Below are 26,721 nucleotides of genomic sequence, written 5' to 3'. Positions count from 1 at the left end.
CGAGGGTCGCCGCTGAACCGGCCGCGCAGCGGCCGGGGTGGGGCGATCGCTCAGGTGCAGCGATCGCCCTTGTTGATGCAGTCCACGACCTTCTGCATGGTCGCGTCGTCGAAGACGTTGATGAAGTCGTCATGATCCGTGATCGGCTTGTGCAGCTGCTCGGGGAAGCCGTCCACGGCGAACGGGTTCTTCACCTGCCCGTTCTCGATGGTCGGCGTCTGCACGTCGTACACCAGGCGCATCTTCAGCTGCGGGATGGCCTTGAAATTCTGCGGGCAGTTGCCGGCCTGGTCGGCGAATGCCACGTGAGTGCGATGGTTGGCACTGTCGATGTTCTGCCCGTCCCAGCAGCTCTGGAACGCGAAGCTGCGCACCACCTTCGAGCCGTCGGGGCACAGCGGGTACTTGTCCGTCAGCTGGCGGTCCTCGAAGCCGGTGCAGCTCCAGTGCGCGTTCGCGTTCGCCGTTCCGTTGGTGAACGCCTTGGCGTCACCGGTGATGATGCGCAGGAACTTCGGCATCGCGACGACGTCGCTCTGCGGGCTCCCGGCGAACTTGATGCTCGCCTTCTGGGCCTGGAGGACCTTGCCGACGTTGCCTTCCTTGCCGCCGCCGTCCTTGTCGGCGTCGAAGTCCTCCGTGCCGTCCTGAAGGCGCAGCACCGGCCAGTAGTACGTCGACTTGTCGCCCTGGTTCTGGCAGGTGGTGTCGGCGTTCGCCAGGTCGTCGTTGCTGGAGAAGGCGTCGTTGTCCTGATTGCCCACGTAGTCGTGCAGGTGGTGCGCGCCGTTGGTCACGCCGGGCGCCACGATGATGTTGTCGGTGTTGAACTTCTTGTTGTCGTTCACGCCGCAGCGGGTCGTGAAGGTACCGGTCGAGGCGTTGTCGCCGTTCTGGGGCTTCTGGACGTTGGGCTGGACTTTGGTGATGTCGGCGAAGTCGGCGGCCAAGGGGCCGTTGCCGGCCTGTCCGCCGTTGCCCTGCTGTTGGTCGTCGCCTCCCTGGTCGCCTCCGGCCTGGTCGCCGCCGCCTTGGTCGCCTCCGGCCTGGTCACCGCCGCCCTGGTCCGAGCCGTCGTCCTGCCCGTCCGGGGGCTGCTGTTCGCCCTCCTGGGGCTGGGCCGTGCACTCGGCCATGTCGTTCATGCCGTCGGGGGCCTGTCCGCCGCGGCGCTCCATCTCCAGGCGGATGCGCTCGAGGATGGCGCCCCGGTTCTTCTTCAGCGGTTCCATGATGCTGTTCTGTACGAACCGCGGGTCCCGCGCGGCCGCGTCCCGCGTCGTGGAGAGCCGCTTGTAGGCCTGCGTGATCTGGGTGTCCAGGGTGGCGAGTTCACCGTCGACCTTGTCGCGGGCGCCGCCCGGTACGTCGGACAGCTGTGCGCCGACGTCCGGACAGTCGATGGTGGCCACTTGTTGCGTCTGCTGTGTCTGTTGCGTCCCGCTGCCCGCGTCCTGCCCGTCGGCCGAGTTCTCGTGGGCCGACGCGTACACGTTGACCGCGACCAGCCCACCTCCGCCCAGGAGCAGTGCGGCCGACGCGATGGTCATGCGCGTCGCCAGCGTTGAGCGCCGTTTCCGTGAGGTGCGTCCCATGGGACTACGTACGCAACGGGGGCCGACCCTGTTCAATCGGCCCCCGGAATTCACCTCAACTGCCGGTGGGTGGCGTGTACTTGTAGCCGACGCGGCGCACCGTACGGATGGTGTCCCGGTGCTCGGCGCCCAGCTTCCGGCGCAGCCGGGCGACGTGGACGTCGACGGTGCGGCCGTCGCCCACATGCCCGTATCCCCACACGGTGTGGACGAGGGTGTCGCGGGTGTGCACGCGGTGCGGGTGCCCGACGAGATGGGCGAGCAGCTCGAACTCCAGGTAGGTGAGGTCGAGTTGGCGGCCCGCGACGTGCACCGTGCGGCAGGCGGTGTCGACGGAGATGAGCGGGTCGGTCAGCAGGGCAGAAGCCATGGTCAACTCTTTTCGCGCGAGAGGACGTCGGGGAGCGGGACGTACGTCATGCGCGCGGGCCGAAGGCCGGGGCGGCCGGGGCAACGGCTTTAGAGGGCCCGCGCGTTCCTCACGCGGCGACACACACGGTCGAAGTCGTGGTGCTGGCGGGACGGCCAGAACGGCTCGAGGTCGTGCCGACGACCCCACGAGCTGCTGTTCCGGTAAAGACTGGCCATGCCCTCATTGAAACAGATGCGTCACGCGAACGAGAGGGCGCCCACACAATGTGGACACCCTCCCGAAGCGGATGGCCGGATTCGGACCCGGCCGGCGCCGTCAGACCTGGCCGGCCTTGTCGAGGGCGGTGCAGCAGGTGTCGACGAGCAGCCGCGTCACGACGTACGGGTCGACGTTGGCGTTCGGGCGGCGGTCCTCGATGTAGCCCTTGCGGTCCCGCTCGACCTGCCAGGGGATGCGGACCGAGGCGCCGCGGTCGGAGACGCCGTACTTGTACTCGTCCCACGGGGCGGTCTCGTGCAGACCGGTGAGGCGGTCGTCGATGCCGGCGCCGTAGTTCTTCACGTGGTCGAGCGGCTTGGAGCCCTCGCCGAGCGATTCGCACGCGGTGATGATCGCGTCGTAGCCCTCGCGCATCGCCTTCGTGGAGAAGTTGGTGTGCGCACCCGCGCCGTTCCAGTCGCCCTTGACCGGCTTGGGGTCGAGGGTCGCGGAGACGTTGAAGTCCTCGGCGGTGCGGTAGAGCAGCCAGCGGGCGATCCACAGCTCGTCGGAGACCTGGAGCGGACCCACGGGGCCGACCTGGAACTCCCACTGGCCGGGCATGACCTCGGCGTTGATGCCGGAGATGGCGAGACCGGCGTCCAGGCAGTGCTCGAGGTGCTTCTCGACGATGTCACGGCCGAAGATCTCGTCCGCGCCGACGCCGCAGTAGTAGCCGCCCTGCGCGGCGGGGAAGCCGCCGACCGGGAAGCCGAGCGGGCGGTCGCCCTCGAAGAAGGTGTACTCCTGCTCGATGCCGAAGATCGGCTCCTGCGAGCCGAACTTCTCCTCGACCTCGGCGAGTGCGGCACGCGTGTTGGAGTAGTGCGGCGTCATGTCGATGTTCAGGACCTCGCACATGACGAGGATGTCGTCGCCACCACGGATCGGGTCCGGGTACTGGGCGACGGGGCGGAGCACGAGGTCGGAGGCGTGGCCCTCGGCCTGGTTGGTGGAGGAGCCGTCGAAGCCCCACACCGGAAGCGTGTCCAGGCCCTGCGGCTGACCCCCGATTATCTTGGTCTTCGAACGGAGCTTGGCCGTCGGCTGGGTGCCGTCGATCCAGATGTACTCAGCCTTGAAGGTCACGGGGCCACTTCCTCATTCACGCGGGTCTCGAACTGCCGGGAACTCTGTCACCAGGGGGTTTCTCGGCCGTTGCTCGTTTGTGAACCCCGTGTTACCTGAGTGGTGCGGGGCGGGAAGTGGCCCGTGGTCCTGTATGCGATGTGCCGCGTGCGGTGGGTGAGGCTAGCGCCGCGTCATCGCCTCGCGCACCGACTCCTCGCTGCGGCCCACGACCGCCGTGCCGTCCTCGGCCGTGATGATCGGGCGCTGGATCAGCTTCGGGTGGGCGGCGAGCGCCTCGATCCACTGCTCACGGCTGTCCGCGTCGCGCGCCCAGCCCTTCAGGCCGAGCTCCTTCGCGTCGGCCTCCTGGGTGCGGGTGATGTCCCACGGCTCGAGGCCGAGCCGGCCGAGCACGGCGCGGATCTCGTCGGGCGTCGGCACGTCCTCCAGGTAGCGGCGCACCGTGTAGTCGGCGCCCTCCGCGTCGAGCAGGGTGAGCGCGCTGCGGCACTTCGAGCAGGCCGGGTTGATCCAGATCTCCATGGGGTCAACGGTACGCGAGTGAAGCCGTGCGGCGCCCCTCAACTGGGCTCTGGCCAGCGGCTTTTGTCAGTGGTCGGCGGTAGAATAGAAGCAGTGTTCGAGGGCTACGGGGGCTCTCGGACGTTCGCGACAGGAGGATGCCTGTGCCCGCTGCCGCCGCTCCGCTGCTGTTCGATCTGCCGTACACACCACTCGCGAAGAGGCCGCTCCCCGCGGGGCGCCCCCGCGACTGGTACATCACCCACAACCGCCGCCTGAAGGCCATGCGCCTGGCGATAGCCCTGCTCGACTCCGGCGTCTACCTCCCCAACCAGGCCCACAACCGCAGGATCCGCGCCACGGCCGAACGCGTCGGCATCCACCCGCCATCGGACACGACGTGCCACATGGTGCGGGCGCTGATGCGTTACAGCCGGTAACTCAATCAAGCCCCGCCGGCGATTGAGGCGCGGGGTCCGGGGCAGAGCCCCGCGACCTCGGCCTCGTCGCCGCCTGCGCTCACATCGACGCCAACTCCTTCTCCAACGGCGTACGAAACCGCGGCGTGACCCGGGTCCCACCCAGCCACGCCGCGAGGCGCTCCGCCTCCGCGGCAACCGCCCGTTCAGCGACCCGCCCACCCGACGCGTCCAACAACCGCCACACCACCTCGCCACCCGCACCCTGCCCCCACCCACCCACGATCCGCCCGCCCCACCACACCGTGGGCCCGATGTTCCCGCTGCCGTCGAAGAGCGCGGGGCGCAGCTCCGGCGGGCAGTACCAGTCGCGCTCCTGCCACCCCATCGACGTAGGGTCGAGACCCGGCAGCAGCGCCGCCCACGGCTCCAAGTCACCCTCCGGCGCGTCCACTTGATCCGCCAGCACGTACCCCGTGCCACCGCCGTCCAGTGACACCGTCACCGCCCCCACCGCGGCCAGCGCCTTGCGTACATCGGTGACCTTCCACCCCGTCCACCACTTGAGGTCCCCTTCCGTGGCGGGCCCGCACACCCCCAGCCACAGCCGGAGCAGCTCCGCCTGCGCCTCGGCGACCGGCAGCTCCGGGTGCGGCGGCGCGACCGCCCACCGGAACTGCGTCGAGGTCCACGAGCCGAGCGGCCGGCCCCGTACGACCCGCCCCTCCACCCCGAGCACCCGCATGAGCCGCGACGACACGGTCTGCTCGGCCTCGTAGCTCTTGCCCCTGCCGTACGTGAACTGCTCCCTCAACCGCGGCTCGTCCCCCGCGAGTTCGGTCACCGTGGCCTCCCCGCGCCGCTCGAGCGCGGCCAGCGCCGACGCCTCCACCTCCGCCAGCCACTCGGGCGTGAGGCGCCCGTCGCTGCCGCCCGCGATGTCCTTGAGCAGTCCGGCCCGCGCCTTCGCCGCCACCGCGAGCCCGGTCGACGCGTGCACCGTCGCCGCCAGCTCCGCCGGGAACGTGAACACCGTGTGCCGCATCCCGTGCATCCGCACCAGGCTGCGGTCCTCGTACAGCGCCCGCTCGACGTCGGCGACCGTCCCGGAAGGCTCCGCGAGCCGCGCCCCCACCGCCAGATACACGGTCGCCGGATCCGTGCCGTGCAGCGCCACGAGCGAGCGCGCGATGTCCTCGGCGCGGTCCGCACGCGCCGAGGGGGCGAGGCGGTGCGCGCGGGCGAGCCGCACGCGCCGCTCGTCGTCACCGATGTGCCGCACGGTCCCTGTGCTCTTCGTGTTCATGCGGCACATCCTGCCTGCCGCGGTGCCGCGAAGGTCACCTGTTTGCCCCCCTTGGCATGCGCCCCGACCCTGCCCCAACGTTGACTGAGGCAACCTGCAGTGGTGGTCGAGCGGAGGAGTCGGCGATGGCGGACGTACGACGAGGCGCACGAGGCTCACGAGGCGTACGGGCCGTGGGCGCGGCCCTGTGCGTGGCGGCCCTGACCGTGGCCGCGGCCGGCTGCTCCGACGACGGCGATGGCCCTTCCAGCGCCGCGTCGAAGGCCGCCTCCGCCGCCTCCTCGGCCGCGTCCAGGGGTGCGGACGTGGTGGCGTCGGCGACCGCGGAGGCGCAGCAGAAGTTCAACGACTTCAAGGACGGCGTCGACGCCAAGGGCGACGTGAAGCTCGGCGACGTGAAATCCGACGGCGACCGCACCACGGTCCCGGTCACCGTCAGCAACGGCGCGTCGGACACCAAGTCGTACGTCGTCCAGGTCGGCTTCAGGAACGGCGACGACAAGCTGGTGGACACCGTCGTGCTCAACGTGAACGATGTGCAGGGCGGCGACTCCAAGGACGCGACCGCCCGCAGCACCCACTCCCTCGACGGTGACATCACCGCCGAGGTCTCCCGCGCCCTGCGTCATTGACCGAAGGGGCGCCCGCCATGAGCAGCCCCGCCGAACGCGCCGACCAGGGCAGACGGGCCCGCAAGCACAGCCCCCGCTCCTCGCACGGCCCGTGGATCCCGTCCGCCGACCGCCCCGACCCCGTCGTCACCCTGGAACGGCAGGGCGCCGACCGGCTCCGCGACCTGCTGCCCATCCGCTACGGGCGGATGGCGGCGAGCCCGTTCGCCTTCCTGCGCGGCGCCGCCGCCGTGATGACCGACGACCTTGCGGCGACACCCCACACGGGCCTCACCGTCCAACTCTGCGGCGACGCCCACCTGTTGAACTTCGGCCTGTTCGCCGCGCCGGACCGCGCCCTGCTCTTCGACCTCAACGACTTCGACGAGACGTACCCGGGCCCCTTCGAATGGGACGTCAAACGCCTCGCCGCCTCCATAGCCGTCGCCGCCCGCGACAACGGCCACTCCGACAAGCACGCCCACCTCGCCGCCCTCGGCTCCGTCACCGCGTACCGCACCAATATGCGCCGCTTGGCCCCGCTCGGTGAGCTCGCCGTCTGGTACGAGCGCATCGACGCCCACGCGCTGCTCCCGCTCATCCGCTCCGGACGCCACCGCCGCCGCGCCGAGCACACCCTCGCCCAGGCCACCCGCCGTACCAGCCTGCACGCCCTCGGCAAGCTCACCGAGACCACCCCCGAAGGCCGCCGCCGCATCGCGTACGACCCGCCGCTCCTCGAGCCGGCCGGGGTCTCCGACGCCGCGGCCGTCCGCAAGATGTTCGGCGACTACCGCTCCACGCTCGCCGAGGAACGCCGCCGGCTGCTCGACCGCTACCGCTTCGTCGACGCGGCCCGCAAGGTCGTCGGCGTCGGCAGCGTCGGCACCCGCTGCTTCATCGTGCTGCTCGCCGGACGCGACGCGGACGACCCGCTGTTCCTCCAGATCAAGGAGGCCACCCGGTCCGTCGTCGAGGACCACATCCCGAACCACGGCCCGTACATCCATCCAGGCCACCGCGTCGTGTCGGGACAGCGCCTCCTCCAGGCGGCGGGCGACATCTTCCTCGGCTGGATGACGGGACCGCAGGGCCGCTCCTTCTACTGGCGTCAACTGCGCGACATGAAGGGCTCCGCCGACGTCAACGTCATGCCGCCCGACGAACTCCTCGCCTACGCCCGGCTGTGCGGCGCCGCCCTCGCCCGGGCGCACGCCCGCTCCGGAGACCGCGTCGCCCTCGCGTCCTACCTCGGCGGCAAGGACGTCTTCGACCGTGCGGTCGCCGCGTTCGCGATGCATTACGCCGAGCAGACCGACCGGGACCACGCGGTGCTGCGGTCCGCGATTTCGGCGGGGGTGCTGACGGCGGCGCCCGGCGCCTGACGGCCGCCCGCCCCCCCGTATCCGTAGCCGCAGGCCCGTCGGGAGTTTAGGGTCAATACTGTGCCGTCACCGATCAGTGCCGACCGTACCCACGACAGCTTCAACATCGTCGCAGTTGCCGCGTCCGCGGGTGGCATCCATGCCCTTGTCACCGTTCTCGGCGGGCTCGGGGCCGACCTGCCCGTGCCCGTCCTCGTCGTCCAGCACATGGACCCGCACCACCGCACCGTGCTCGCGGAGATCCTCGACCGCCGCACCGGCCTGCACGTCAAACTCGCGGAAGAGGGCGAGCAGGCTCGGCCCGGCACCGTCCACATCGCGCCGCCCAACCGGCACCTCCTCGTGGACCGGGACGGCACCCTCGGCCTCTCCCTGGGGGACCGGGTGCACTTCCTGCGGCCGTCCGCCGACCCGCTCTTCGAATCCGTCGCCGACGCCTACGGGGCCCGTGCCGTCGCCGTCGTCCTGAGCGGCACGGGCAACGACGGCGCCAAGGGCGTGGACGCCGTGAAGGCGCGGGGCGGTACCGTGATCGCGCAGGACCCGGAGACCGCGGAGTTCAGGGGCATGCCGGAGGCGGCGGTGGGTACGGGGGCGGCGGACTTCGTGCTACCTCTGGAGGAAATCTCCGCGGCGATCCGCGGACTCGTCGACATCAAGAGGCAGTAGGTAGGACGGACCATGAGCGAGGCGCCGCGCGACGCGGAGACCGACGAGGAACTGGAGGAACTGCTCCGGTTCCTGCGGGACGCCCGCGGCTTCGACTTCACCGGATACAAGCGCACTTCCCTGGGGCGCCGCATCCGCAAGCGGATGAGCGACGTGGGCATCGACTCGTACGCCGACTACCGCGACCAGTTGGAGACGAACGCCGACGAGTTCAGCGCCCTCTTCAACACCATCCTGATCAACGTCACGTCCATCTTCCGGGACGCGGACGCCTGGACGTATCTGCAGCACGAGGTGGTCCCCGAGCTCCTGGCCCAGCTCGGCCCGGAGGAGGAGATCCGGGTGTGGAGCGCGGGCTGCTCCAGCGGCGAGGAGGCGTACTCCCTCGCGATCATGTTCGCGGAGGCGCTCGGCCTTGAGGACGCCCTCAACCGCGTCAAGATCTACGGTACGGACGTCGACGACGAGGCGCTGCGCGACGCCCGCTCGGGCCTCTACCCGGCCAAGTCCCTGGAGTCGCTCAGCGCCGAACTGCGCGAGAGGTACTTCGAGCAGAACGGCTCGCAGTTCAGCTTCCGCTCCGATCTGCGCCGCCGTGTCATCTTCGGCCGCCACGACATCACCCGCGACGCCCCCATCTCCCGCCTCGACCTGCTGGTCTGCCGCAACGCCCTGATGTATTTCAACGTCGAGGCGCAGACGCAGATCGTCGACCGGTTCCACTTCGCGCTGCGCGAGGGCGGCTTCCTCTTCCTCGGCAAGGCCGAGATGCTGCTCAACGACGCGGACCGGTTCGACGTCATCAGCATGCGCCAGCGCATCTTCCGCCGCCGCCCGGGCGGAGCGACGACGACCTACCAGCCGGCCCCGGTGAAGCTGCGCGGCAGCCAGCCCGGGGAGACGCAGAGCCTGGCCCGCAACCGCCAGCTGCGCGACCTGGTCCTCGACGCCTCGCCCGGCGCCGCCCTCGCCGTGGACCCCGAGGGCATCGTCGTCCTCATCAACAACCACGCGCGCGTGCAGTTCGCCCTCACCACGAACGACATCGGCCGCCCCTTCCGGGACCTCGAGATCTCCTACCGGCCCGTCGAGCTGCGTTCACTGATCGACCAGGCCACGCACGAGCGCCGCACACTGCGGGTCAACGGGGCGCAGCGCCGGGTCGGCGAGGACGTCCAGTACTTCGACATCGTCGTCCAGCCGCTGATCGGCGTCGGGGGAGTACCGGCGGCCACCCACATCTCGTTCACCGACGTGACCGTGGCCACCCAGCTCAAGGCCGAGGTCAAGCGCGTACGCGAGGACCTGGAGACGGCCTACGAGGAACTCCAGTCCACGAACGAGGAATTGGAGACCACCAACGAGGAACTTCAGTCCTCCATCGAGGAGCTGGAGACGACCAACGAGGAACTCCAGTCCACGAACGAGGAATTGGAGACCACGAACGAGGAACTCCAGTCCGGCAACGAGGAACTGGAGACGATGAACGAGGAAATGCGGATCCGCAGCGACGAGCTCGACGAGACCCGCGCCTTCCTGGAAGGGGTCCTCACCTCCATCGCGGCCGCCATCGTCGTCCTCGACAAGAGCCTCAGGGTCAAGAGCTGGAACCGGGGCGCGAGCGACCTGTGGGGGCTGCGCCAGGACGAGGCGGTCGACGAGCCCTTCTTCGACCTCGACTTCGGGCTGCCCACCCGGCCGCTGCGGGAGGCCGTGGAGGAGTGCATCAGGACCAGCAGCCGCGGCGAGCCGGTGATGATCGCCGCCGTGAACCGACTCGGCCGCAGCATCAACTGCACCGTGAACTGCAGCCCGTTCGGCGGGCACCACGGCGGCGTCGTGCTGCTGATGGAGGAGGACGGCCGGAGCAACGGAGCCTCCTGATCCGTTCCCTGGGCGTACGCTGAGGGCATGACCCTCGGGGGGAGCTCGGCGGAACAGGCGGCAGCCGTTTGGCAGCGAGCGGCCCGCGCTCGTGAACGCGCCGACCGCGAGCTGAGCCTTGCCCGCAGGTATGCGAACTTGGCCGAGGAGAGCGGCGGCGACCTCCATGCCCGCCTGGCGCACATCCACCGGACGAGCGCGAGGCGGCACGAGGTGGCCGCGGAGCTCCTGGAATCCCATGCCCGACGCGCCGCCAGCTGGGCGGCCACGGGAGGGCGGCCCCCGCTGTTCATGACGGGGGTCGCGGAGGCCTGCGGGACCGAGAGTGCCGCGATCACCCTCGTCGACCTCGAGCGGAACCAGATCGCGACCGCCTCGTCGGACGGCCCCTCGCGCGCCGCGCAGGACCTGGAGTACATCCTCGGCGAGGGGCCGGCGCGTGATGCGGTGCAAGGCCGCTGCGCGGTCGTCGCCTCGGGGGACGTGCTGACGGACCGCTGGCCAGGGTACGGTCCCGCGGCCGAGGGGCTCGGAATCGGCCATGTCCTCGCCGTTCCCCTGCGGTCCGCCGACAGCTGCATCGGCGCTCTGGCCGCCTTCGGTGTGCGCGCGGACGCCACGTCCACCGCGACCATCACACAGGTCGCAGATTCTCTGACCCGCAACGTTTTCCTGGGCGCGGATGCGGTACCCGGCCTGTTCGGAGGAATCGACTACCGCGCCGAGGTCCACCAGGCCGCGGGCATGGTGGCCGTCCAGCTCGGCTGTCGCATACCGGACGCGCTGGAACTGGTCAAAGCACGCGCCTTCGGGGACAGTCGTCCCATCGGCGACGTCGCTCAGGATATCGTCCAGGGACGACTCCAACTCGGCTGAGAGGTCTCCACCGTGACACTGCGAGAGCAGGAAGTCGCCGCGGTATTTGCCGAGTTGACGGGCGGAGCTGCTAGCGACCCCCTTGACACACAGACCCTGCTGGCCACCCTCGCCGAAGGGGGCAGGCGACTGTTCCATGCGCGCGGGGCGCTGGTGGCGTACGTGCCCGGCGGCCGCACGCCCCTCCTCACCGACGGCACGGATCCCTCGCTCGGCGCCCTCGCGGCCGATGCCGCCCGCTGGGGGGAGGGCGCGGGCTACGACGCCCGTACGACGGGCTGTGCCCTCGTGGACGTCGATGTGACCACGCACTCCGCGCAGCTGCGCTGGCCGCGCTGGTCCGTCCGGGCCCAGGCTCTCGGCTTCGGCCGGGCGACCGCGCTTCCGCTGCACGGCAGGGACGAGGAGATCGGCGCACTGGTGCTGTTCACCGCGGCGGACAAGCCGCTGGACGAGGAGGCCCTCGCTCTGGTCCGGCTCTTCGCCGAGGTCGCGGGGCACACCCTCACGCTGCAGCGCGAACTGAACGAAACCCAGGTCCTCGCGGGCCAGTTGGAGCACGCGCTGTCCAGCCGGGTCGTCGTGGAGCAGGCCAAGGGCATCCTGGCCGCCCGGCACGGACTGTCACTGGACGAGGCGTTCTCCGGCCTGCGGGGCTACGCGCGCTCCCACCGGCGCAAGCTGGCCGACGTGGCCCGCGAGGTCACCGAGGGCCGACTGCCCGAACTCCTCGCCCAGTGACCGACGCCTAAGCCGACGCCGGCGCCTCTGCCTTCGACTGGCTCTTCTGCAGCATCTCGCGCAGCGCCTCCTCGTCGTCGTTGCTCAGCGAGGTCTGCACCAGCTGACCGCCGTACGTGGCGATCTCGGGCACGACCTTGTCCTTGGCGGCCTGCTTGACGAGGACGAACAGCGCGGCGGCGCCGGGCTTCAGGTTCTGGCTGAGTTCCTTCATGAAGTTGTCGTTGATCCCGGTGTCCGTGACGGCCCCGCCGGCGGCTCCTGCCGCGGCGCCCACGGCGGCCCCCAGGAACGGCACGAGGAAGAGCATGCCGATGACGCTCCCCCACAGCGCGCCGCCCGTGGCGCCCATCGTGGTGTGGTTCACGGCCTGGTGCAGCTTGATCTTCCCGTCGGACTCCCGACGCTCGACGACGACGATGTCCTCGAGCTCGACGAGGTGCTCCTTGGACATCTCCAGAAGCCGGTTGCGGACCTGGTCGGCGGTGGCGAGGTCGTTATAGGCGACGACGAACAGATTGCTCATGACGGCACTCCTCCGAGGCTTGTCAGCGTGTGCGACTTGCCCGAGTTTAAGGCGTTTACCCGTTTCCCGCCCGGCGAGCTTCCCCCGCCCCCGACATGACCCACCGCCTCCCGAAACGCCCGAGGGCCCGGCCTCCCTGATGGGGGAGACCGGGCCCTCGACGACGAGCGCGTCCGGGGTTGCGGGACGGCTTAGATGTCGAAGTACAGCTCGAACTCGTGCGGGTGCGGGCGCAGCTGGATCGGGGCGATCTCGTTCGTGCGCTTGTAGTCGATCCACGTCTCGATCAGGTCGGACGTGAAGACGCCGCCGGCCTGCAGGTACTCGTTGTCCGCCTCCAGGGCGTCGAGGACCGCGGGGAGCGAGGTCGGGACCTGCTGGACGTTGGCGTGCTCCTCGGGAGCCAGCTCGTACAGGTCCTTGTCGATCGGCTCGGCCGGCTCGATCTTGTTCTTGACGCCGTCGAGGCCGGCCATCAGGAGCGCCGAGAAGGCGAGGTACGGGTTCGAGGACGGGTCCGGCGCGCGGAACTCGACGCGCTTGGCCTTCGGGTTCGAGCCCGTGATCGGGATACGCATGGCCGCGGAGCGGTTGCGCTGCGAGTAGACCATGTTGACCGGCGCCTCGAAGCCCGGCACCAGGCGGTGGTACGAGTTCACCGTCGGGTTCGTGAAGGCGAGGAGGGACGGGGCGTGCTTGAGGATGCCGCCGATGTAGTAGCGCGCCATGTCCGAGAGGCCCGCGTAGCCCTGCTCGTCGTAGAAGAGCGGGGAGCCGCCCTGCCACAGCGACTGGTGGACGTGCATGCCCGAGCCGTTGTCACCGAAGATCGGCTTCGGCATGAAGGTCGCGGTCTTGTTGTTGCGCCAGGCGACGTTCTTCACGATGTACTTGAAGAGCATCAGGTCGTCGGCCGCGGCGAGCAGCGTGTTGAACTTGTAGTTGATCTCGGCCTGGCCGGCGGTGCCGACCTCGTGGTGCTGGCGCTCGACCTGCAGGCCGTTCTTGTCCAGCTCCAGGGAGATCTCGGCGCGCAGGTCGGCGAAGTGGTCGACCGGCGGGGCCGGGAAGTAACCGCCCTTGTAACGGACCTTGTAGCCGCGGTTGTTCTCGACGGCGCCGGTGTTCCAGGCGCCCGCCTCGGAGTCGATCTCGTACAGCGAGCGGTTCGCGGAGGTCTCGAAGCGGACCGAGTCGAAGACGTAGAACTCGGCCTCGGGGCCGAAGTACGCCGTGTCGGCGATGCCGGTGGAGGCGAGGTACGCCTCGGCCTTCTTCGCCACGTTGCGCGGGTCACGGGAGTACTGCTCGCCCGTGATCGGGTCGTGGATGAAGAAGTTGACGTTCAGCGTCTTGTCGCGGCGGAAGGGGTCCACGCGGGCGGTGGAGAGGTCCGCGCGCAGCGCCATGTCGGACTCGTGGATGGCCTGGAAGCCGCGGATGGAGGAGCCGTCGAAGGCGAGCTCCTCGTCCGGGTCGAACGCCGCAGCCGGCACCGTGAAGTGCTGCATCACACCCGGCAGGTCGCAGAAGCGGACGTCGACGAACTTGACGTCCTCGTCCGCGAGGAACTTCTTGGCGTCATCGGCGTTCTGGAACATCCAACTCCTCCTACTCCCACCCGGGGAGGGGCGGGGTTGCAGCTCTTGGCAGCTCGATCGCGCGACCAGTGCGGTGGCACACGCTGGGACCCGACCATAGGCAGACGTGATTTCTCAAGCATGACCCATTTGTTTCGCCCAAGTTAACCGGAGCAGGGGTCGGGACCGCATCAGGAGAGCGGCGCAGTACCGTTGACGCGTGGACAACAGGGAAGCAATGGGATCGTGGCTGTCCGGGCCTCGTGAGGCCATGGAACAGGCGGGTGCCGACTTCGGCTACCGCGGTGAACAGCTCGGCCTGCCCGAGCACGGACCCGGCTCCATCGCGCGCCCCGGCCGCCGCATCGGAGCCCTCGTCGTCGACTGGGCGCTGTGCATGCTGATCGCATACGGCCTGGTCACGCACGGCTACAACCAGGCGACGGGGAACTGGGCGCTGCTCATCTTCTTCGCACTCAGCGTGCTCACGGTCGGCACCATCGGCTGCACGCCCGGGAAGCGCCTCTTCGGCCTGCGGGTCGTCTCGGAGGCCGGCGGGCGCATCGGAATCGGCCGGGTGCTGGCCCGCTCGGTGCTGCTGTGCGTCGCCATCCCGGCGCTGATCTGGGACCGCGACGGCCGCGGCCTGCACGACCGCGTCGCGAAGGCGGTGCAGGTCCGCAGTTAGGGGCGCGGGGAACTGCGCGAACGGGACCACGGCGACACGCGAGCCGCACCGCGATCAGCACAGACCAGCCCACGCGGAAACGTAGGAGAGGCGGGCCGGAACCATCAGGTTCCGGCCCGCCTCGTTCGCGTAGAAGCAGCGGAGCGTGTCAGCGGGCCCGGCCGCCGCCGCCCTTGGGCATCTTCATCCCCTTGGGCATCGGACCCTTCGGCAGCGGCATGTTCGACATGAGGTCGCCCATCGCCTTCAGCCGGTCGTTGGTCGCGGTCACCTGGGGTCCGGTCAGCACGCGCGGCAGCTTGAGCATCGTCGTACGGAGCTTCTTCAGCGGAACCGTTCCCTCGGGTCCCTGGCTCGTGCCCACCACGAAGTCGTGGACCGGGACGTCGGAGACGATGCGGGCCATCTTCTTCTTCTCGGCCGCGAGGAGCGACTTCACCCGGTTCGGGTTGCCCTCCGCGACGAGCACGATGCCGGCCTTGCCGACCGCGCGGTGCACCACGTCCTGGCTGCGGTTCATGGCGACCGCGGGGGTCGTCGTCCAACCACGTCCGATGTTGTCGAGCACGGCCGCGGCCGCGCCGGGCTGTCCCTCCATCTGCCCGAAGGCGGCCTTCTCGGCTCGGCGCCCGAAGATGATCGCCATCGCGAGGAAAGCGAGCAGGAGGCCGAGAATTCCGAGGTAGATGGGGTGACCGATCAAGAAGCCGATCGCGAGGAGGACACCGAAGGTGACGATTCCCACACCCGCGAGAATGAGACCGATCTTGGTGTCGACCCTGCGGGTCATCTTGTAGGTCTGAGCGATCTGCTTGAGCCGCCCGGTGTTAGCAGCGTCCGCTGCAGTTTCCTTCCTCGCCATGTCTTGAAGTCTACGTGGCCGGTGAAGCGGGTAGAACCCGCGTCGGCCCCCGAGATCTCTCAGCCCCGGGCCGCGACGGCCTCCAGGACGCGCTGCGCCTCGACACGGTCCTTGGCGCGGCGGCGGTCCTCCAGGACCGAGGTCCAGGCATTGCGGCGAGCGGTGCGCTGGCCGCTGCTCATGAGCAGCGACTCGACGGCGCGCAGTGCGTCGGTGACGGTCGGGATGGCGGTGGCGCGGACGGGCGCGGCCTGCATGGTTGAGGTCCCCCCTCGAAGGGTGATCACGGCTGTGGCACGGGATGTACGGGGCGTGATTCCAGAGTCACTGATTGGTGTTACCAGGGCGTGACCGGACGGTCAAACGCCAATGAAGCCTTGACGCTCGCGCCGCAAACGCAGACGCGGCCCTGACGGTGCCCCCAGCTGCGGGGATCGTCAGGACCGCGTCATACCGGCCACTACCGATCAGTAGCCTCTTGTGCCTGAATTCACACGGCTTGCGAGGCCGTGTACGAGCCTCCCCGCTGCGGAGCAGCTGATTGACGCTGCTCCTTGGCCATCTGGAACAGCCGGCCCGCGCGGTACGAGGAACGGACCAGCGGGCCCGACATGACGCCGGAGAAACCGATCTGCTCGGCCTCGTCCTTCAGCTCCACGAACTCCTGCGGCTTGACCCAGCGCTCCACGGGGTGGTGCCGCACGGAGGGGCGCAGGTACTGCGTGATGGTGACCAGCTCGCAGCCGGCGTCGTGCAGCTGGCGCAGCGCCTCGCTGATCTCCTCGCGGGTCTCGCCCATGCCGAGGATCAGGTTCGACTTGGTGACCAGGCCGAAGTCGCGGGCCTCGGTGATGACCTTCAGCGAACGGTCGTAGCGGAAGCCCGGACGGATCCGCTTGAAGATCCGCGGGACCGTCTCGACGTTGTGCGCGAAGACCTCGGGGCGGGAGGAGAAGACCTCGGCCAGCTGCTCCGGGTTCGCGTTGAAGTCGGGGGCGAGGAGCTCGACCTTGGTGCGGCCGTCGGCGCGGTTGGTGGTCTGGCGGTGGATCTGCCGGACCGTTTCCGCGTACAGCCAGGCGCCGCCGTCCTCCAGGTCGTCGCGGGCGACGCCGGTGATCGTGGCGTAGTTCAGGTCCATCGTGACGACGGACTCGCCGACGCGGCGCGGCTCGTCACGGTCGAGCGGCTCGGGCTTGCCGGTGTCGATCTGACAGAAGTCGCAGCGCCGGGTGCACTGGTCACCGCCGATGAGGAAGGTGGCCTCGCGGTCCTCCCAGCACTCGTAGATGTTGGGGCAGCCCGCCTCCTGGCAGACCGTGTGCAGGCCCTCGGACTTCACGAGGTTCTGCATCTTCGTGTATTCGGGACCCATTTTCGCCCGGGTCTTGATCCACTCGGGCTTGCGCTCGATGGGGGTCTGAGCGTTACGGACCTCCAGGCGCAGCATCTTGCGTCCGTCGGGTGCGACTGCGGACACGACCGGCTCCCTAAAGCTTTGATTCCTCGGCGTACATCAGGGTACGCCCGTGATGTTCATGGCCCTTACGGGTGGCCAACCGGCGGCCTGCGGGGTGCATTCCCCGTATGGACCAGACCGAGGCCTTGTGCGGGCTAGACCGAGGCCTTCTCGACGGCGCGCGGCTCGAGGTGCGCGTTCCCCAGGACGTCCTGCAGATGCCTCTCGGCGATCGGCAGCACCTCGTCCATCGTGACCTCGCGCCCGAGCTCGTACGAGAGGGAGGTGACGCCCGCGTCGCGGATGCCGCAGGGGATGATCTTGTCGAAGTTCGACGTGTCCGGATTCACGTTCAGCGCGAAGCCGTGCATCGTGACGCCCTTGGCGACGCGGATGCCCATGGCGCAGATCTTGCGGTCCTCGTGCCGCTGGCCCGCGTTCGAGGGCGCGTACTCGGGGCCGACGAGGCGGTGGTCGAACTCCTCGTCCTCGCTGCTGAGCCGCGGATTGAAGTCCAGGGACAGGCCTCCGTGCTCGCTGAGGGTCGTGCGCTCCTCGATCGGGCCGCCGAGGACCCAGACGCCCGCCCGGCCCTCCACGCGCGCGGCCTCGATGCCGAACTCGGCGCAGACCGCGATCATCGCGTCCTCCAGGCGGCGCAGATGCGCGACGACGTCCACGGGGCGCGGAAGTTTCTGGATCGGGTAGCCGACGAGCTGACCCGGGCCGTGCCAGGTGATCTTGCCGCCGCGGTCCACGTCGATGACCGGAGTGCCGTCGAGCGGGCGCTCCTCGGGGGCGGTGCGACGGCCGGCCGTGTAGACGGGCGGGTGCTCAAGGAGCAGGCAGGTGTCGGGCACCTCGTCGGCGAAGCGAGCGGCGTGCACACGGCGCTGCTCGTCCCAGGCGACCTGGTAATCGACCATGTCCGCACCGAATCCCATGCGGACGAACCGGAACTCACTCACGGCAAGTGCCTCCCTAAGAACCTTCACCGTGCATATAACGCGCCCGGAGCAACTGTACGGCTCCCGGATTACGGCTCAGCCGTCCACCCCTCGCGCGGTTTGTCACACGATCGGATGAAGGAGGGGTTCGGCTCGGCTGATTGGGGGACGCCGTGTGCGCTCCGTGATAATTTCAGCGCCGTCCGTGAGCGGGAGCCGGTCACGGCGCACGCCGTTCCATGAGGGAGCAGCGACTAAAGGGGGGCACTCAATGGCCCCCCTTTACCGCTTCCAAGGGCCCGGAAGGCAAACGCACAGCATGACGGAACGACCTCCGCAGCGCACCCCGAACCGCCAGCTCGCCGCGCTCATCGCGGAGGCCGGTTTCTCCAACGCGGGCCTCGCGCGCCGCGTGGACCAGCTAGGGCTCGAACACGGGCTTGACCTGCGCTACGACAAGACATCCGTGACCCGGTGGCTGCGCGGACAGCAGCCCAGAGGGACGACACCCGCGCTCATCGCCGAGGTGTTCACACGCCGCCTCGGCCGCCGCCTCTCCGCGCAGGACCTCGGGCTCGACGCGTGTGCGCCCGTGTACGCGGGTCTGGAGTTCGCGGCATCGCCGGAGGAGGCCGTCGACATCGTCAGCGGTCTGTGGCGCAAGGACTCCGGCAGCCATGCCGAACTCCGCAAGATCGCGTTCACCCCGGCGGGGCTCGTCGTGCCCAGCCGCGACTGGCTGATCGGTCGCGCCGACGACCGGGTGGCCCACGGTGAGCAGTTGCAGCGGGTGCCGGTGCAGGGGCGGCCCGGCGTGGCGCTGGAGGCGGTGGGCGTCGCCGTGCCGCGGCAGCGGGGGCAGACCGATCGCGGGCCCGGGCACCGGGTGACGAGCGGGGACATCGCGGCGCTGCGCTCCGTGGGCGAGCTGTTCCGCGCGCTCGACCACGCGTACGGGGGCGGGCACGCGCGGCAGGCCCTCGTGCGGTACCTGGAGCACGAGGCCGAGCCGATGCTGCGCGGGGCGTACGGGGAGCAGCACGGGCGGCGGCTGTTCTGCGCCGTCGCCGATCTGACCCGGCTCGCGGGCTGGACCTCGTACGACATCGCGGCGCACGGTCTTGCCCAGCGGTACTTCGTACAGGCGCTGCGGCTGTCGCAGGCGGCGGGGGACCGGATGTACGGGTCGTACGTGCTGGTCACCATGAGCCGGCAGGCCGTCTATCTCGGGCACGGGCGGGAGGCGGTGCAGCTCGCGCGGGTGGCGCAGCAGGGCGTGGGGGCTTCGGCGCCGCCCGCGGTGCAGGCGCTGCTGCACGCCGTGGAGGCGCGTGGGCACGGGGTGCTCGGCGAGGTGCGGGCGTGCACGGCGTCGCTGGTGCGGGCCGAGCGGGCGCTCGGGGCGGTGCGGCCGGGGGACGAGGTGCCGCCGTGGGCGCGGTTCTTCGACGAGGCGCAGTTGGCGGACGAGTTCGGGCACTGTCACAGGGACCTGCAGCAGTACCGGGCCGCGGCGCAGCATGCGGAGCGGTCGCTGCAGTTGCGGGCGCCGGGGTTCGCGCGCAGCCGGCTCTTCTGCCGGGTGGTGCTGGCGTCGGCGCGGCTGGGTCTCGGCGAGCTGGACTCGGCGTGCGCGCTCGGGGCGGAGGCGGCGTCGGCCGCGGCGGACATGCGGTCGGTGCGGGCGCATGAGTATGTGCGGGAGTTCGAGAGGCGGTTGGAGCCGTATCGCGATGCGGGGCCCGTCCGGGGGTATCGGGAGAGGGTTGCGGCGTTGGGGTGAGGTTGGTGGGGGTGGTCCGGGGTCGGGGTCTGCTGCGCGGCGTCGGGGTCGGGGGCGTGGCCGGGTCACCCCCGGAGGGTGGGGGCGCCCGCCCCCGGAGTTGGGCCACGGAGGCGGGCGCGGTATGAGGGGTTAGGCGGCGTTGGGGATCGGGGGTGCGTTGGGGGCGGGGATGCCCAGGTCCGTCAGGAGCGCGTGGGTCGCTCGGCGGGCCGAGTGGAGGGCGCCCTGCACCGTGCCGGCGTCCCGGTGGTCCCCGCACACGTACAGGCCGTCGAGGAGGCGGACCGGGCGGCGCGGGTCGTGCGGGGGCGGCATCGCCGGTACGGCGTGGGGGTCGTGGTGCACGGCCAGGGTTTCCCAGTCGGCGGTCGACGTGCCGTAGAGGGCGCCGAGTTGGGTGCGGAGTTCGCGGTCCGTGGGAGGTGGGCCGAGGACCGTCGAGGAGACGAGGGCGCGGCCCGCCGGGGCTCTCGTGGGGTCCACCTGGCTGATCACCGACGTATGCGCGACCGGGCCGAGCCGGTCCGCGTCGAGCAGCAGCGCGGGTTCGGCGAGTGGCGGCTCGGGCACGGCGTGGTGCACGACCGTGACCTCGTGGAAGGCGGGGACGCGCAGGCCGGGGAGGAGTTCGGCGGCGTCGTGCGCGCTGGTTGCCAACACCACGGCGCGGCAAGGGAGTTGGCCGAGTTCGGTCGTCGTGACCGAGGTCGTGGCGACCGCCGTGGCCCGTACGCCGGTGTGCACCGTGCCGGGCGGCAGGCCCGCCGCGAGCAGCTCCGGCAGCGCGTCGGCGCCGCCCTCCGGCACGGCGAGCCGACCCGCCGCGTACGCGTGCAGGGCGAGGTCGGCGCACCGGCTGGAGGTGCGGAGGTCCGGGTCGCAGAGCAGGGCCGAGAGCAGGGGGCGTACGAAACCGTGGAGGGTCGGGGGTGGCAGGCCTCGGGTCAAGAGGGCTTGGGCGGTGGGGAGTTCGGGGCGGGCGAGGAGGCGGGACGGCTCGGTCGCCGCGAGCCGGGACAGGGATGCGCCCAGGCGCGCGTGGTCGAGCGGGCTGCCGATGGTGGGGCGCGTGCCGCGCGGACTCCGGGGGGCGCTCGCCAAGGCGCGTGCCGTGTTGAGTGCGCCCCTTGTGCGCCGGGGGCCGGTGGGTTCGCCCGCCCGGTGGCGCAGCCCGCCGCTGTGTACGAGCGCGCCGGGGGAGAAGCGGCGCAGGGCGAGGGGAGCGAGGGCGGGGTTGCGGCGCAGTTCGGGGTACGAGGTGCACAGCGGCCGGCCGGTCCGGTCGAGGCGGAACCCGTCGACCTTCTCGGTGGACATGCGGCCGCCGATGCCCGTGGCGGCCTCCAGGACCAGCGGGCGCAGGCCCGCCCTGGCCAGGTGCCGTGCCGCCGCGAGCCCCGCGACCCCGGCGCCCACGACGACGATGGCTCCCGAACTTTCGTCTGCAGGATCGAGCACGGCGTGCCTCCGGCGGGTCGGGTGGCTGGCGTCCGGGGGCTCATGCCCTCAACGCGCCCTCGGGATACCTGAGTTCGGGGACCAGGGAACTCGAGCGTAGGCGCGGCGCACGCACCGGGCAGTCGCGCGTGGGGGCGGCACGGGGGCACGACGGTCGCACGCCCCTGCGCCCCCGTGCGCGACGCGTCCCGCGGCCGTACGACACGGCTTCCGCGGGCCGGTCACCGGACGGTCCCCGCCATCAGTCACCCGCCGCCAAACGCCGCAACCCGCGGATCGCCAAAGATGCCGGGGAGTTCGGGCCGGAGGTGGGGGCGTTTGTCGTGGACCAGAGTTCCAGGGCCACTCGGATCGCGTCGGTCGCCGCGGCTGCGGTCAGGCGGGTTTCCAGGGGGTCCGCATCGGGGCCCGCGAGGTGGGTCACCACCGGGAGGAGCTTCTCCTCCGACTCCTGGTTGACCCGGTACCAGACGGCACGCAGTGCCGGGTCGTCCTGCGCCGCGCGCAGCAGCGTCCGGGTGCCCTGAAGCGCCTCCTCCGCCGCCTCGTCCGGAGGTGAAAGCGTCGCCGCCGCGGCCGATTCGAGGGCCTGCGGCAGCGGCGTGCCCGGCTCCGTCGCGGCCAGCAGCTCGCGCCAGCGGTCGCCGCCGGACGCGAGCAGCGGGCCCACCGCGTCCTGCTTGTTGCGGAAGTAGCGGTAGAAGGTGCGCAGCGCGACTCCGGCGCCGCGCGCGATCTCCTCGGCCGTGGTGCCGTCGGGGCCCTTCTCGGTGAACAGCTCCATCGCCGCGCGGGCGATGTCGAGCTGGGTCGCCGCTTTGCGGCGTTCGGTCAGTGAGGGCTGCGCAGGCGACGGAGAGGGCGTTCTGGGCTCGTTCACCCGACGAAGCGTAACCGCACCGGGAATGAACTGGCACGAAACGCCGTTATGGCAAAACGTGCCACCGAAGCGTACGGTGGCCGGCGTGCGAGGACGCACACAGGAACGCAAGGAGTCGTCATGAACCGCCCCAACCGCCCCAACAACCTGAAGCACCTGACTCGTTACGAAGGGCGTCGTGCGCTGGTCACCGGTGGCGGATCCGGCATCGGTCAGGCCACCGTGCTGCGCATGCTGGCGGAGGGTGGCCGGGTCGTCGCGGCCGATGTCAGCGAGGCCGGTCTCGAGGACACCGTCACCAAGGCCGGCGCCGACGCCGAGCACCTCACCACCGTCGTCGTGAACATCGCCGACGAGGCGTCCGTGCGCGACGCCGTGGCCGGGGCCGTGCGGGCGCTGGGCGGCCTCGATGTACTCGTCAACGCCGCCGGCATCCTGCGCTCCTCGCACACCGAGAAGACCACGCTCGCCGAGTTCAACCAGGTGCTCGCGGTCAACCTCACCGGCACCTTCCTCATGATCCGCGAGGCGATACCGGCGCTGCTCCGGGGCGAGGGCCCCGCCGTCGTCAACTTCAGCTCCACGTCCGCGATGTTCGCCCACCCGTACATGGCGGCGTACGCGGCGAGCAAGGGCGGCATCCAGTCCATGACGCACGCGCTGGCCGCCGAGTACAGCAAGCAGGGCATCCGGTTCACCGCCGTGCAGCCCGGCTCCATCGCGTCCGGCATGACCGACGGTTCCGGCGAGAGCAGGCAGAGCCAGGGCCCCGGCCTGCCCGAGGACACCGACTGGAGCCTGTTCGCGAAGCTGTCGCCCTCACTGGGTGCGGGCTTCGCCGGGCCCGAGTCCGTGGCCGGCGTCGTCGCGATGCTCGCCTCCGAGGACGGGAAGTTCATCACCGGTACGGAGATCCGTATCGACGGCGGCACCCACTACTGAGCCGTCGCACGGATGGGCCGCGATACGGATGGGCCGCGATACGGATGGGCCGCTATACGGAGACGCGGAAGCGGTGCCGGTACGCCGTCGGTGTCGTGTCGAGCTGTCGGCGGAACGCCCGCACCAGCGTGTCCGTCGTGCCGAAACCGCAGGTGGAGGCGATGCGGTCGAGCGTGTCGTCGGACGATTCGAGTCGCTGGCGGGCCCGCTCGACGCGCGCCGACTCGACGTACGCGCTCGGTGTCGTGCCCAGTTCGGACTTGAAGATCCGGGTGAGCTGACGCTCGCTGACGTGGGCGTGCCCGGCCAGGTCCGCGACGGTGAGCGGCTCTCCGAGATGCCGGGTGATGTGCTGACGCAGGTCCTCCACGCGCCGCGTCGTGGAGGCCTGTGCCAGCGGCACGCTGAACTGGCTCTGGCCGCTCGGCCGCTTCAGGTACATCACCAGCTGCCGCGCCACCCGCAGCGCCGTCGGCTCGCCGAGGTCGTCGGCGACCAGGGCGAGGGACAGGTCGAGGCAGGAGCTGATGCCGGCCCCGGTCCAGATGTCCCCCTCGCGGATGAAGATCGGGTCGGGGTCGACGTCGATCTCCGGGTGCTCATCGGCGAGTTGGCGCGCGGTCGACCAGTGGGTGGTGGCGCGCCTGCCGTCGAGCAGCCCGGCCGCCGCGAGCAGATGCGCCCCGACGCAGACGGACGCGACCCGGCGGGCCCGCCCCGCGAGCGCCCGCACCCGGTCGACCACCGCGGGCTCCGCAAGGGCGCGTACCCCGCGCTCGGGGTCGGCCTCGACCGAGCCCGGCACGAGGAGGGTGTCGATGCTCAGGCGGGCCGCGTCGTCGAAGGTGACGTCGGGCAGGACGCGTACGCCCGCGGAGGTGGTGACCGGGTCCAGGGTCTCGGCGGCGAGCAGGACCCGGTAGGTGGCGTCTCCCTCGCGCCTGACCAGCGCGAACACCTCGGGCGGGCCCGTGACGTCGAGCGTGTCGACGCCTTCGAAGAGCACGATGACGACGAGTCGTTCGGTGGTGCTCCCGCCGCTCACGGTGGGCCCCTCTCCCTGGCTGTGTCCGAATCTGCATGTTAGCCGTCATTGCCGACATGGCGGCGCCGCTCGTAGCGTTTCAGGCATGCCAACAACGACTCTGCGCACCCTCAACGGCCTCGACGAGACGCCCGCCTCGCTCGCCGACGCGACGCTGATCCTGGTCGACTACCAGAACACCTACACCCGCGGCGTGATGGAGCTGGAGGGCTGGCGGACCGCCCTCGACAACGCCGCCGAACTCCTCGCCCGGGCCCGCGCGGCGGGCTCGACGATCGTCCACGTCCAGCACGACGGCGGCGAGGGCTCCGCGTACGACATCCGCGCCGAGATCGGGGAGATCCACCCGGACGTGGCGCCCGCCGAGGGCGAGGCCGTCGTGGTCAAGCCGGCCCCGGACTCCTTCGTCGGCACCGACCTGGGCGAGCGCGTCGACGCCGCGGGCCACAAGGACGTCATCGTGATCGGGTTCATGTCGCACATGTGCGTGCAGTTCACCGCGCAGGGCGCGTTCCTGCGCGGCAACCGGCCCACCGTGGTCGCCGACGCCTGCGCCACGCGCCCCCTGACCTCCGTCGGCGGCGTCGAGGTGCCCGCCGAGCAGCTGCACCTCGGGGCGATGGCGACGATCACCGACCTGTACGGAGTCGTCGTCCCGACCGGGAAGTCCCTGAGCTGACCTCCGCACGACCAGGGGACGGGTCCTAGGAAGAGACCAGCGCCCCCGTGTCCACCGCCGTCGTCGCCGACGCCGCCCGCTGCGCGTCGGACGACACCTCGTCCGCCGTCAGCACGTAGCCCGTCCCGTCGTCCGTCGTGGACCGGGCGAACACCACTCCGTACACCTCGCCGTCCGTGTCGAGGAGCGGGCCGCCGGAGTTGCCGGGCAGGACCGTGGAGCGGATCGAGTAGATGTCGCGCGTGACGTTGCCGGAGCCGTAGATGTCCTGGCCCGCCGCCTTGATCGTGTCGTCGACGGTGGCGGCCTGGAGGTCGAGGCCGCCGTCCTGCGGGTAGCCCGCGACCACGGCGGCGTCGCCGCGCCCGGCCGAGTCGTCGAAGCGGAGGGACGGGGCGTCGAGCCCGGGGACGTAGAGGACCGCCACGTCCTTGTCCGGGTCGAAGAGGACGACCTTCGCCTCGTACGCGTGGCCCGTGCCGCCCACCCGCACCGTCGGGTCGTCGATGCCCGCGACCACATGCGCGTTGGTCATGACGTGCTCGGAGCTGTACACGAAACCGCTGCCCTCGCGGCCCTGGGTGCCGGACGCGCCCTGCACCTTGACGCTGCTGCGCTGGGCCGCGCCGGTCGCCTTCGCCGTCACGTTGTCCCCGGACGGCTTGGCCACCTTGGCGGGTGGCTCGCTCGCGAACGGGTCGAAGACCTGCGGGAAGCCCGCCGAGGTGAGCGCCCCTGTGGCCTGCGAGAACCAGGACGGGGTCGTCGACGGCATGGAGTGCTGCACCGCGCCGAGCACCGAGGAGTTCCGGATCGCCTGGTTGAGGACCGTGGAGGACGAGGCGACGAGGACGCTGCCCGCCACCCACGCCACCACCAGGACGGCCACCGCGGTCGCCGCGCCACCGCCCACCCCGTCGGCCACGCGCAGCGGGCCCGGCGCGTGCGACATCCCGCCGCGCACCCGCGCCGCGAGCAGCCCGGCGAGCCCGTGCCCGGCGACCGCCGGCACGAGCACCGTGAGGACGGCGACGATCGTGGCCGAAGTGGTGCCCGGCGTGACCGTCTCCATCAGGAACGGCAGCAGCCAGACGCCGACGGCCGCACCGCCCACGAACCCGGCCAGTGAGACGCAGCCCGCGAGCAGTCCGCGCCGGTAGCCGGACACGGCGTAGGCGAGGGCCACCACGAGCAGCAGCACGTCGAGTATGTGGAGGTCCATACCGGTAAGAAACGCCCGGGTGCCCCCGATGGTTCCACCACCTGGCCCACTGTGGCTGACCGCACAGGCCGCGCCGGGCCCAGGGTGGGAGGCGTGCACCTCGTACGGAGAAAGTTGCGCTGGCTGCCCGGAGCCCTGGCCCTCGGGCTCCTTCTGCTGTGTGCCGCGACGGTCGACCGGCCAGGGCCCGAGCGCTTCGCGGCCACGGCCCGCGGCGAGCTGCCGGCCTCCGCGGTGTCGGCGAAGCGGGTCGCGCCCGTGGGCGGCCGCGTGGGCAGCCGCATGGGCGGCCGGGTGCCGGCGGAGCGCCCCCGGATCGTGCCGCGCTCGCGCTGGCTCGCGGGAGCCGAGGCGTACCACCGTGACCCGGTCCGCTACGGCGACCGCGTCAAGGCCGTCTTCCTGCACCACACCGACTCGCCGAACGACTACGACTGCGCGGACTCGCCGCGCATCATCCGCTACCTGTACGCGGGCCAGGCGGGCAGCGGCGCCTCGGGCGGCAAGGAGTGGGACGACATCGGCTACAACTTCCTCGTCGACCGCTGCGGCACCGTCTACGAGGGGCGCGCGGGCGGCACAGGACGGCCCGTCGTCGGCGCCCACACGCAGGGCTTCAACCGGGACACGGCGGGGATCGCCGCGATCGGCACGTTCACCGAGGGCACCCCGGTGCCGAAGGCGATGACCGACGCGATCGCCGCCGTCTCCGCCTGGAAGCTGGGCCTCTCCGGGATCGACCCGCGCTCGCACGTGCGCCTGGTGTCCAGCAACGACCTGGCCCGCTTCAGGACGGGCACGGCCCACAACTTCTTCGCGGTCTCCGGGCACCGTGACGGCTACGAGACGTTCTGCCCCGGCCTCGCCCTGATGGGGAAGCTGCCCGAGATCAGGGAGCGGGCCGCGGCGCTGCAAAAACGGCGCTAGCGCCCCGGCT

Annotated in this window: 27 protein-coding genes; 12 read left to right on the top strand and 15 right to left on the bottom strand. The window is 70.8% G+C overall.

Going from position 1 to position 26,721, the window contains the following annotated elements; translation table 11 throughout:
• Window positions 1-50: 50 nt before the first annotated feature.
• The 4 genes from OHA73_RS14460 to OHA73_RS14445 form a co-directional block, all read right to left on the bottom strand.
• Window positions 51-1,595, bottom strand: coding sequence for a DUF1996 domain-containing protein (locus OHA73_RS14460; protein ID WP_327655230.1), 1,545 nt, complete (start codon window positions 1,593-1,595; stop codon window positions 51-53).
• A 55-nt stretch (window positions 1,596-1,650) separates the two neighbouring features.
• A complete protein-coding gene (locus tag OHA73_RS45760) occupies window positions 1,651-2,154 on the bottom strand; it encodes a winged helix-turn-helix domain-containing protein (RefSeq protein WP_443063072.1) in 504 nt (167 codons plus the stop codon).
• A 129-nt stretch (window positions 2,155-2,283) separates the two neighbouring features.
• Complete coding sequence (gene glnII / locus OHA73_RS14450; protein ID WP_266720344.1) at window positions 2,284-3,315, bottom strand: glutamine synthetase; 1,032 nt, start codon at window positions 3,313-3,315, stop codon at window positions 2,284-2,286.
• Between the two features lie 162 nt (window positions 3,316-3,477).
• Window positions 3,478-3,840: an arsenate reductase family protein gene (locus OHA73_RS14445; RefSeq protein ID WP_267070682.1), complete on the bottom strand. Its 363-nt coding sequence runs from the start codon at window positions 3,838-3,840 to the stop codon at window positions 3,478-3,480.
• A gap of 137 nt (window positions 3,841-3,977) precedes the next feature.
• Here OHA73_RS14445 and OHA73_RS14440 point away from each other — a divergent pair, with 137 nt between their 5' ends.
• Window positions 3,978-4,259, top strand: a complete 282-nt coding sequence (locus tag OHA73_RS14440; RefSeq protein WP_443063071.1) for a hypothetical protein — start codon at window positions 3,978-3,980, stop codon at window positions 4,257-4,259.
• 79 nt (window positions 4,260-4,338) lie between these two features.
• Here the strand turns inward: OHA73_RS14440 and OHA73_RS14435 are convergent, their stop codons facing one another.
• Window positions 4,339-5,553 (bottom strand): winged helix DNA-binding domain-containing protein, encoded by a 1,215-nt coding sequence (locus OHA73_RS14435; protein ID WP_443063070.1) that lies wholly within the window; start codon window positions 5,551-5,553, stop codon window positions 4,339-4,341.
• Window positions 5,554-5,669: 116 nt separating this feature from the next.
• On the opposite strand from OHA73_RS14435, the gene OHA73_RS14430 reads away from it, so the two are divergent.
• From OHA73_RS14430 to OHA73_RS14405, 6 genes are read left to right on the top strand one after another with little or no spacing between them, the layout of a single operon-like run.
• Window positions 5,670-6,176, top strand: a complete 507-nt coding sequence (locus tag OHA73_RS14430) for a hypothetical protein (protein ID WP_266720352.1) — start codon at window positions 5,670-5,672, stop codon at window positions 6,174-6,176.
• 17 nt (window positions 6,177-6,193) lie between these two features.
• Complete coding sequence (locus OHA73_RS14425; protein WP_327655227.1) at window positions 6,194-7,540, top strand: DUF2252 domain-containing protein; 1,347 nt, start codon at window positions 6,194-6,196, stop codon at window positions 7,538-7,540.
• Window positions 7,541-7,600: 60 nt separating this feature from the next.
• Window positions 7,601-8,209 (top strand): chemotaxis protein CheB, encoded by a 609-nt coding sequence (locus tag OHA73_RS14420; RefSeq protein WP_266720356.1) that lies wholly within the window; start codon window positions 7,601-7,603, stop codon window positions 8,207-8,209.
• Between the two features lie 12 nt (window positions 8,210-8,221).
• The gene (locus tag OHA73_RS14415; protein ID WP_327655226.1) at window positions 8,222-10,093 is read left to right on the top strand and encodes a CheR family methyltransferase; all 1,872 of its coding nucleotides are present in this window, start codon (window positions 8,222-8,224) and stop codon (window positions 10,091-10,093) included.
• 27 nt (window positions 10,094-10,120) lie between these two features.
• A complete protein-coding gene (locus OHA73_RS14410) occupies window positions 10,121-10,969 on the top strand; it encodes a GAF and ANTAR domain-containing protein (protein WP_327655225.1) in 849 nt (282 codons plus the stop codon).
• 12 nt (window positions 10,970-10,981) lie between these two features.
• Window positions 10,982-11,710, top strand: coding sequence for a GAF and ANTAR domain-containing protein (locus tag OHA73_RS14405; protein ID WP_327655224.1), 729 nt, complete (start codon window positions 10,982-10,984; stop codon window positions 11,708-11,710).
• Between the two features lie 7 nt (window positions 11,711-11,717).
• Here the strand turns inward: OHA73_RS14405 and OHA73_RS14400 are convergent, their stop codons facing one another.
• On the bottom strand, window positions 11,718-12,236 hold the full coding sequence (locus OHA73_RS14400) for a DUF1269 domain-containing protein (RefSeq protein WP_266720364.1): 519 nt from the start codon (window positions 12,234-12,236) through the stop codon (window positions 11,718-11,720).
• A 191-nt stretch (window positions 12,237-12,427) separates the two neighbouring features.
• Window positions 12,428-13,837 carry a type I glutamate--ammonia ligase gene (glnA, locus tag OHA73_RS14395; RefSeq protein ID WP_266720366.1) on the bottom strand — a complete coding sequence of 470 codons (1,410 nt, stop codon included), beginning with the start codon at window positions 13,835-13,837 and terminating at the stop codon, window positions 12,428-12,430.
• A 199-nt stretch (window positions 13,838-14,036) separates the two neighbouring features.
• Here glnA and OHA73_RS14390 point away from each other — a divergent pair, with 199 nt between their 5' ends.
• Complete coding sequence (locus OHA73_RS14390; protein WP_266720368.1) at window positions 14,037-14,504, top strand: RDD family protein; 468 nt, start codon at window positions 14,037-14,039, stop codon at window positions 14,502-14,504.
• A 148-nt stretch (window positions 14,505-14,652) separates the two neighbouring features.
• On the opposite strand, the gene OHA73_RS14385 is transcribed toward OHA73_RS14390, so the two are convergent.
• From OHA73_RS14385 to lipB, 4 genes are all read right to left on the bottom strand, one after another.
• Complete coding sequence (locus OHA73_RS14385) at window positions 14,653-15,366, bottom strand: DUF4191 domain-containing protein (RefSeq protein WP_327655223.1); 714 nt, start codon at window positions 15,364-15,366, stop codon at window positions 14,653-14,655.
• Between the two features lie 59 nt (window positions 15,367-15,425).
• Window positions 15,426-15,623: an SCO2195 family GlnR-regulated protein gene (locus OHA73_RS14380; protein ID WP_266720372.1), complete on the bottom strand. Its 198-nt coding sequence runs from the start codon at window positions 15,621-15,623 to the stop codon at window positions 15,426-15,428.
• 233 nt (window positions 15,624-15,856) lie between these two features.
• Complete coding sequence (gene lipA, locus OHA73_RS14375) at window positions 15,857-16,846, bottom strand: lipoyl synthase (protein ID WP_266720374.1); 990 nt, start codon at window positions 16,844-16,846, stop codon at window positions 15,857-15,859.
• 134 nt (window positions 16,847-16,980) lie between these two features.
• Window positions 16,981-17,793: a lipoyl(octanoyl) transferase LipB gene (gene lipB, locus OHA73_RS14370; protein WP_327655222.1), complete on the bottom strand. Its 813-nt coding sequence runs from the start codon at window positions 17,791-17,793 to the stop codon at window positions 16,981-16,983.
• 298 nt (window positions 17,794-18,091) lie between these two features.
• Here lipB and OHA73_RS14365 point away from each other — a divergent pair, with 298 nt between their 5' ends.
• Window positions 18,092-19,555 (top strand): regulator, encoded by a 1,464-nt coding sequence (locus OHA73_RS14365; protein ID WP_327655221.1) that lies wholly within the window; start codon window positions 18,092-18,094, stop codon window positions 19,553-19,555.
• A gap of 132 nt (window positions 19,556-19,687) precedes the next feature.
• Here the strand turns inward: OHA73_RS14365 and OHA73_RS14360 are convergent, their stop codons facing one another.
• Together OHA73_RS14360 and OHA73_RS14355 are read right to left on the bottom strand one after the other, a co-directional pair.
• Window positions 19,688-21,016: an FAD-dependent oxidoreductase gene (locus OHA73_RS14360; RefSeq protein WP_327655220.1), complete on the bottom strand. Its 1,329-nt coding sequence runs from the start codon at window positions 21,014-21,016 to the stop codon at window positions 19,688-19,690.
• A 241-nt stretch (window positions 21,017-21,257) separates the two neighbouring features.
• Entirely contained in the window at window positions 21,258-21,896 is a 639-nt protein-coding gene (locus tag OHA73_RS14355; protein WP_267070690.1) for a TetR/AcrR family transcriptional regulator, read from the bottom strand.
• 120 nt (window positions 21,897-22,016) lie between these two features.
• Between OHA73_RS14355 and OHA73_RS14350 the strand changes: the two genes are divergently transcribed.
• Window positions 22,017-22,838 carry an SDR family NAD(P)-dependent oxidoreductase gene (locus tag OHA73_RS14350; protein WP_327655219.1) on the top strand — a complete coding sequence of 274 codons (822 nt, stop codon included), beginning with the start codon at window positions 22,017-22,019 and terminating at the stop codon, window positions 22,836-22,838.
• A gap of 52 nt (window positions 22,839-22,890) precedes the next feature.
• Here the strand turns inward: OHA73_RS14350 and OHA73_RS14345 are convergent, their stop codons facing one another.
• Window positions 22,891-23,883, bottom strand: coding sequence for a GlxA family transcriptional regulator (locus OHA73_RS14345; RefSeq protein ID WP_327655218.1), 993 nt, complete (start codon window positions 23,881-23,883; stop codon window positions 22,891-22,893).
• Window positions 23,884-23,968: 85 nt separating this feature from the next.
• Between OHA73_RS14345 and OHA73_RS14340 the strand changes: the two genes are divergently transcribed.
• On the top strand, window positions 23,969-24,562 hold the full coding sequence (locus tag OHA73_RS14340; RefSeq protein ID WP_327655217.1) for a cysteine hydrolase family protein: 594 nt from the start codon (window positions 23,969-23,971) through the stop codon (window positions 24,560-24,562).
• 25 nt (window positions 24,563-24,587) lie between these two features.
• Here the strand turns inward: OHA73_RS14340 and OHA73_RS14335 are convergent, their stop codons facing one another.
• Complete coding sequence (locus OHA73_RS14335; protein WP_266720390.1) at window positions 24,588-25,784, bottom strand: MarP family serine protease; 1,197 nt, start codon at window positions 25,782-25,784, stop codon at window positions 24,588-24,590.
• Window positions 25,785-25,877: 93 nt separating this feature from the next.
• Here OHA73_RS14335 and OHA73_RS14330 point away from each other — a divergent pair, with 93 nt between their 5' ends.
• Window positions 25,878-26,711 carry a peptidoglycan recognition protein family protein gene (locus tag OHA73_RS14330; RefSeq protein WP_267070694.1) on the top strand — a complete coding sequence of 278 codons (834 nt, stop codon included), beginning with the start codon at window positions 25,878-25,880 and terminating at the stop codon, window positions 26,709-26,711.
• Window positions 26,712-26,721 lie beyond the last annotated feature (10 nt).

Source organism: Streptomyces sp. NBC_00483, from assembly GCF_036013745.1.
Taxonomy (GTDB): Bacteria; Actinomycetota; Actinomycetes; order Streptomycetales; family Streptomycetaceae; genus Streptomyces.
This window is presented reverse-complemented; position numbering and strand designations above follow the sequence as displayed.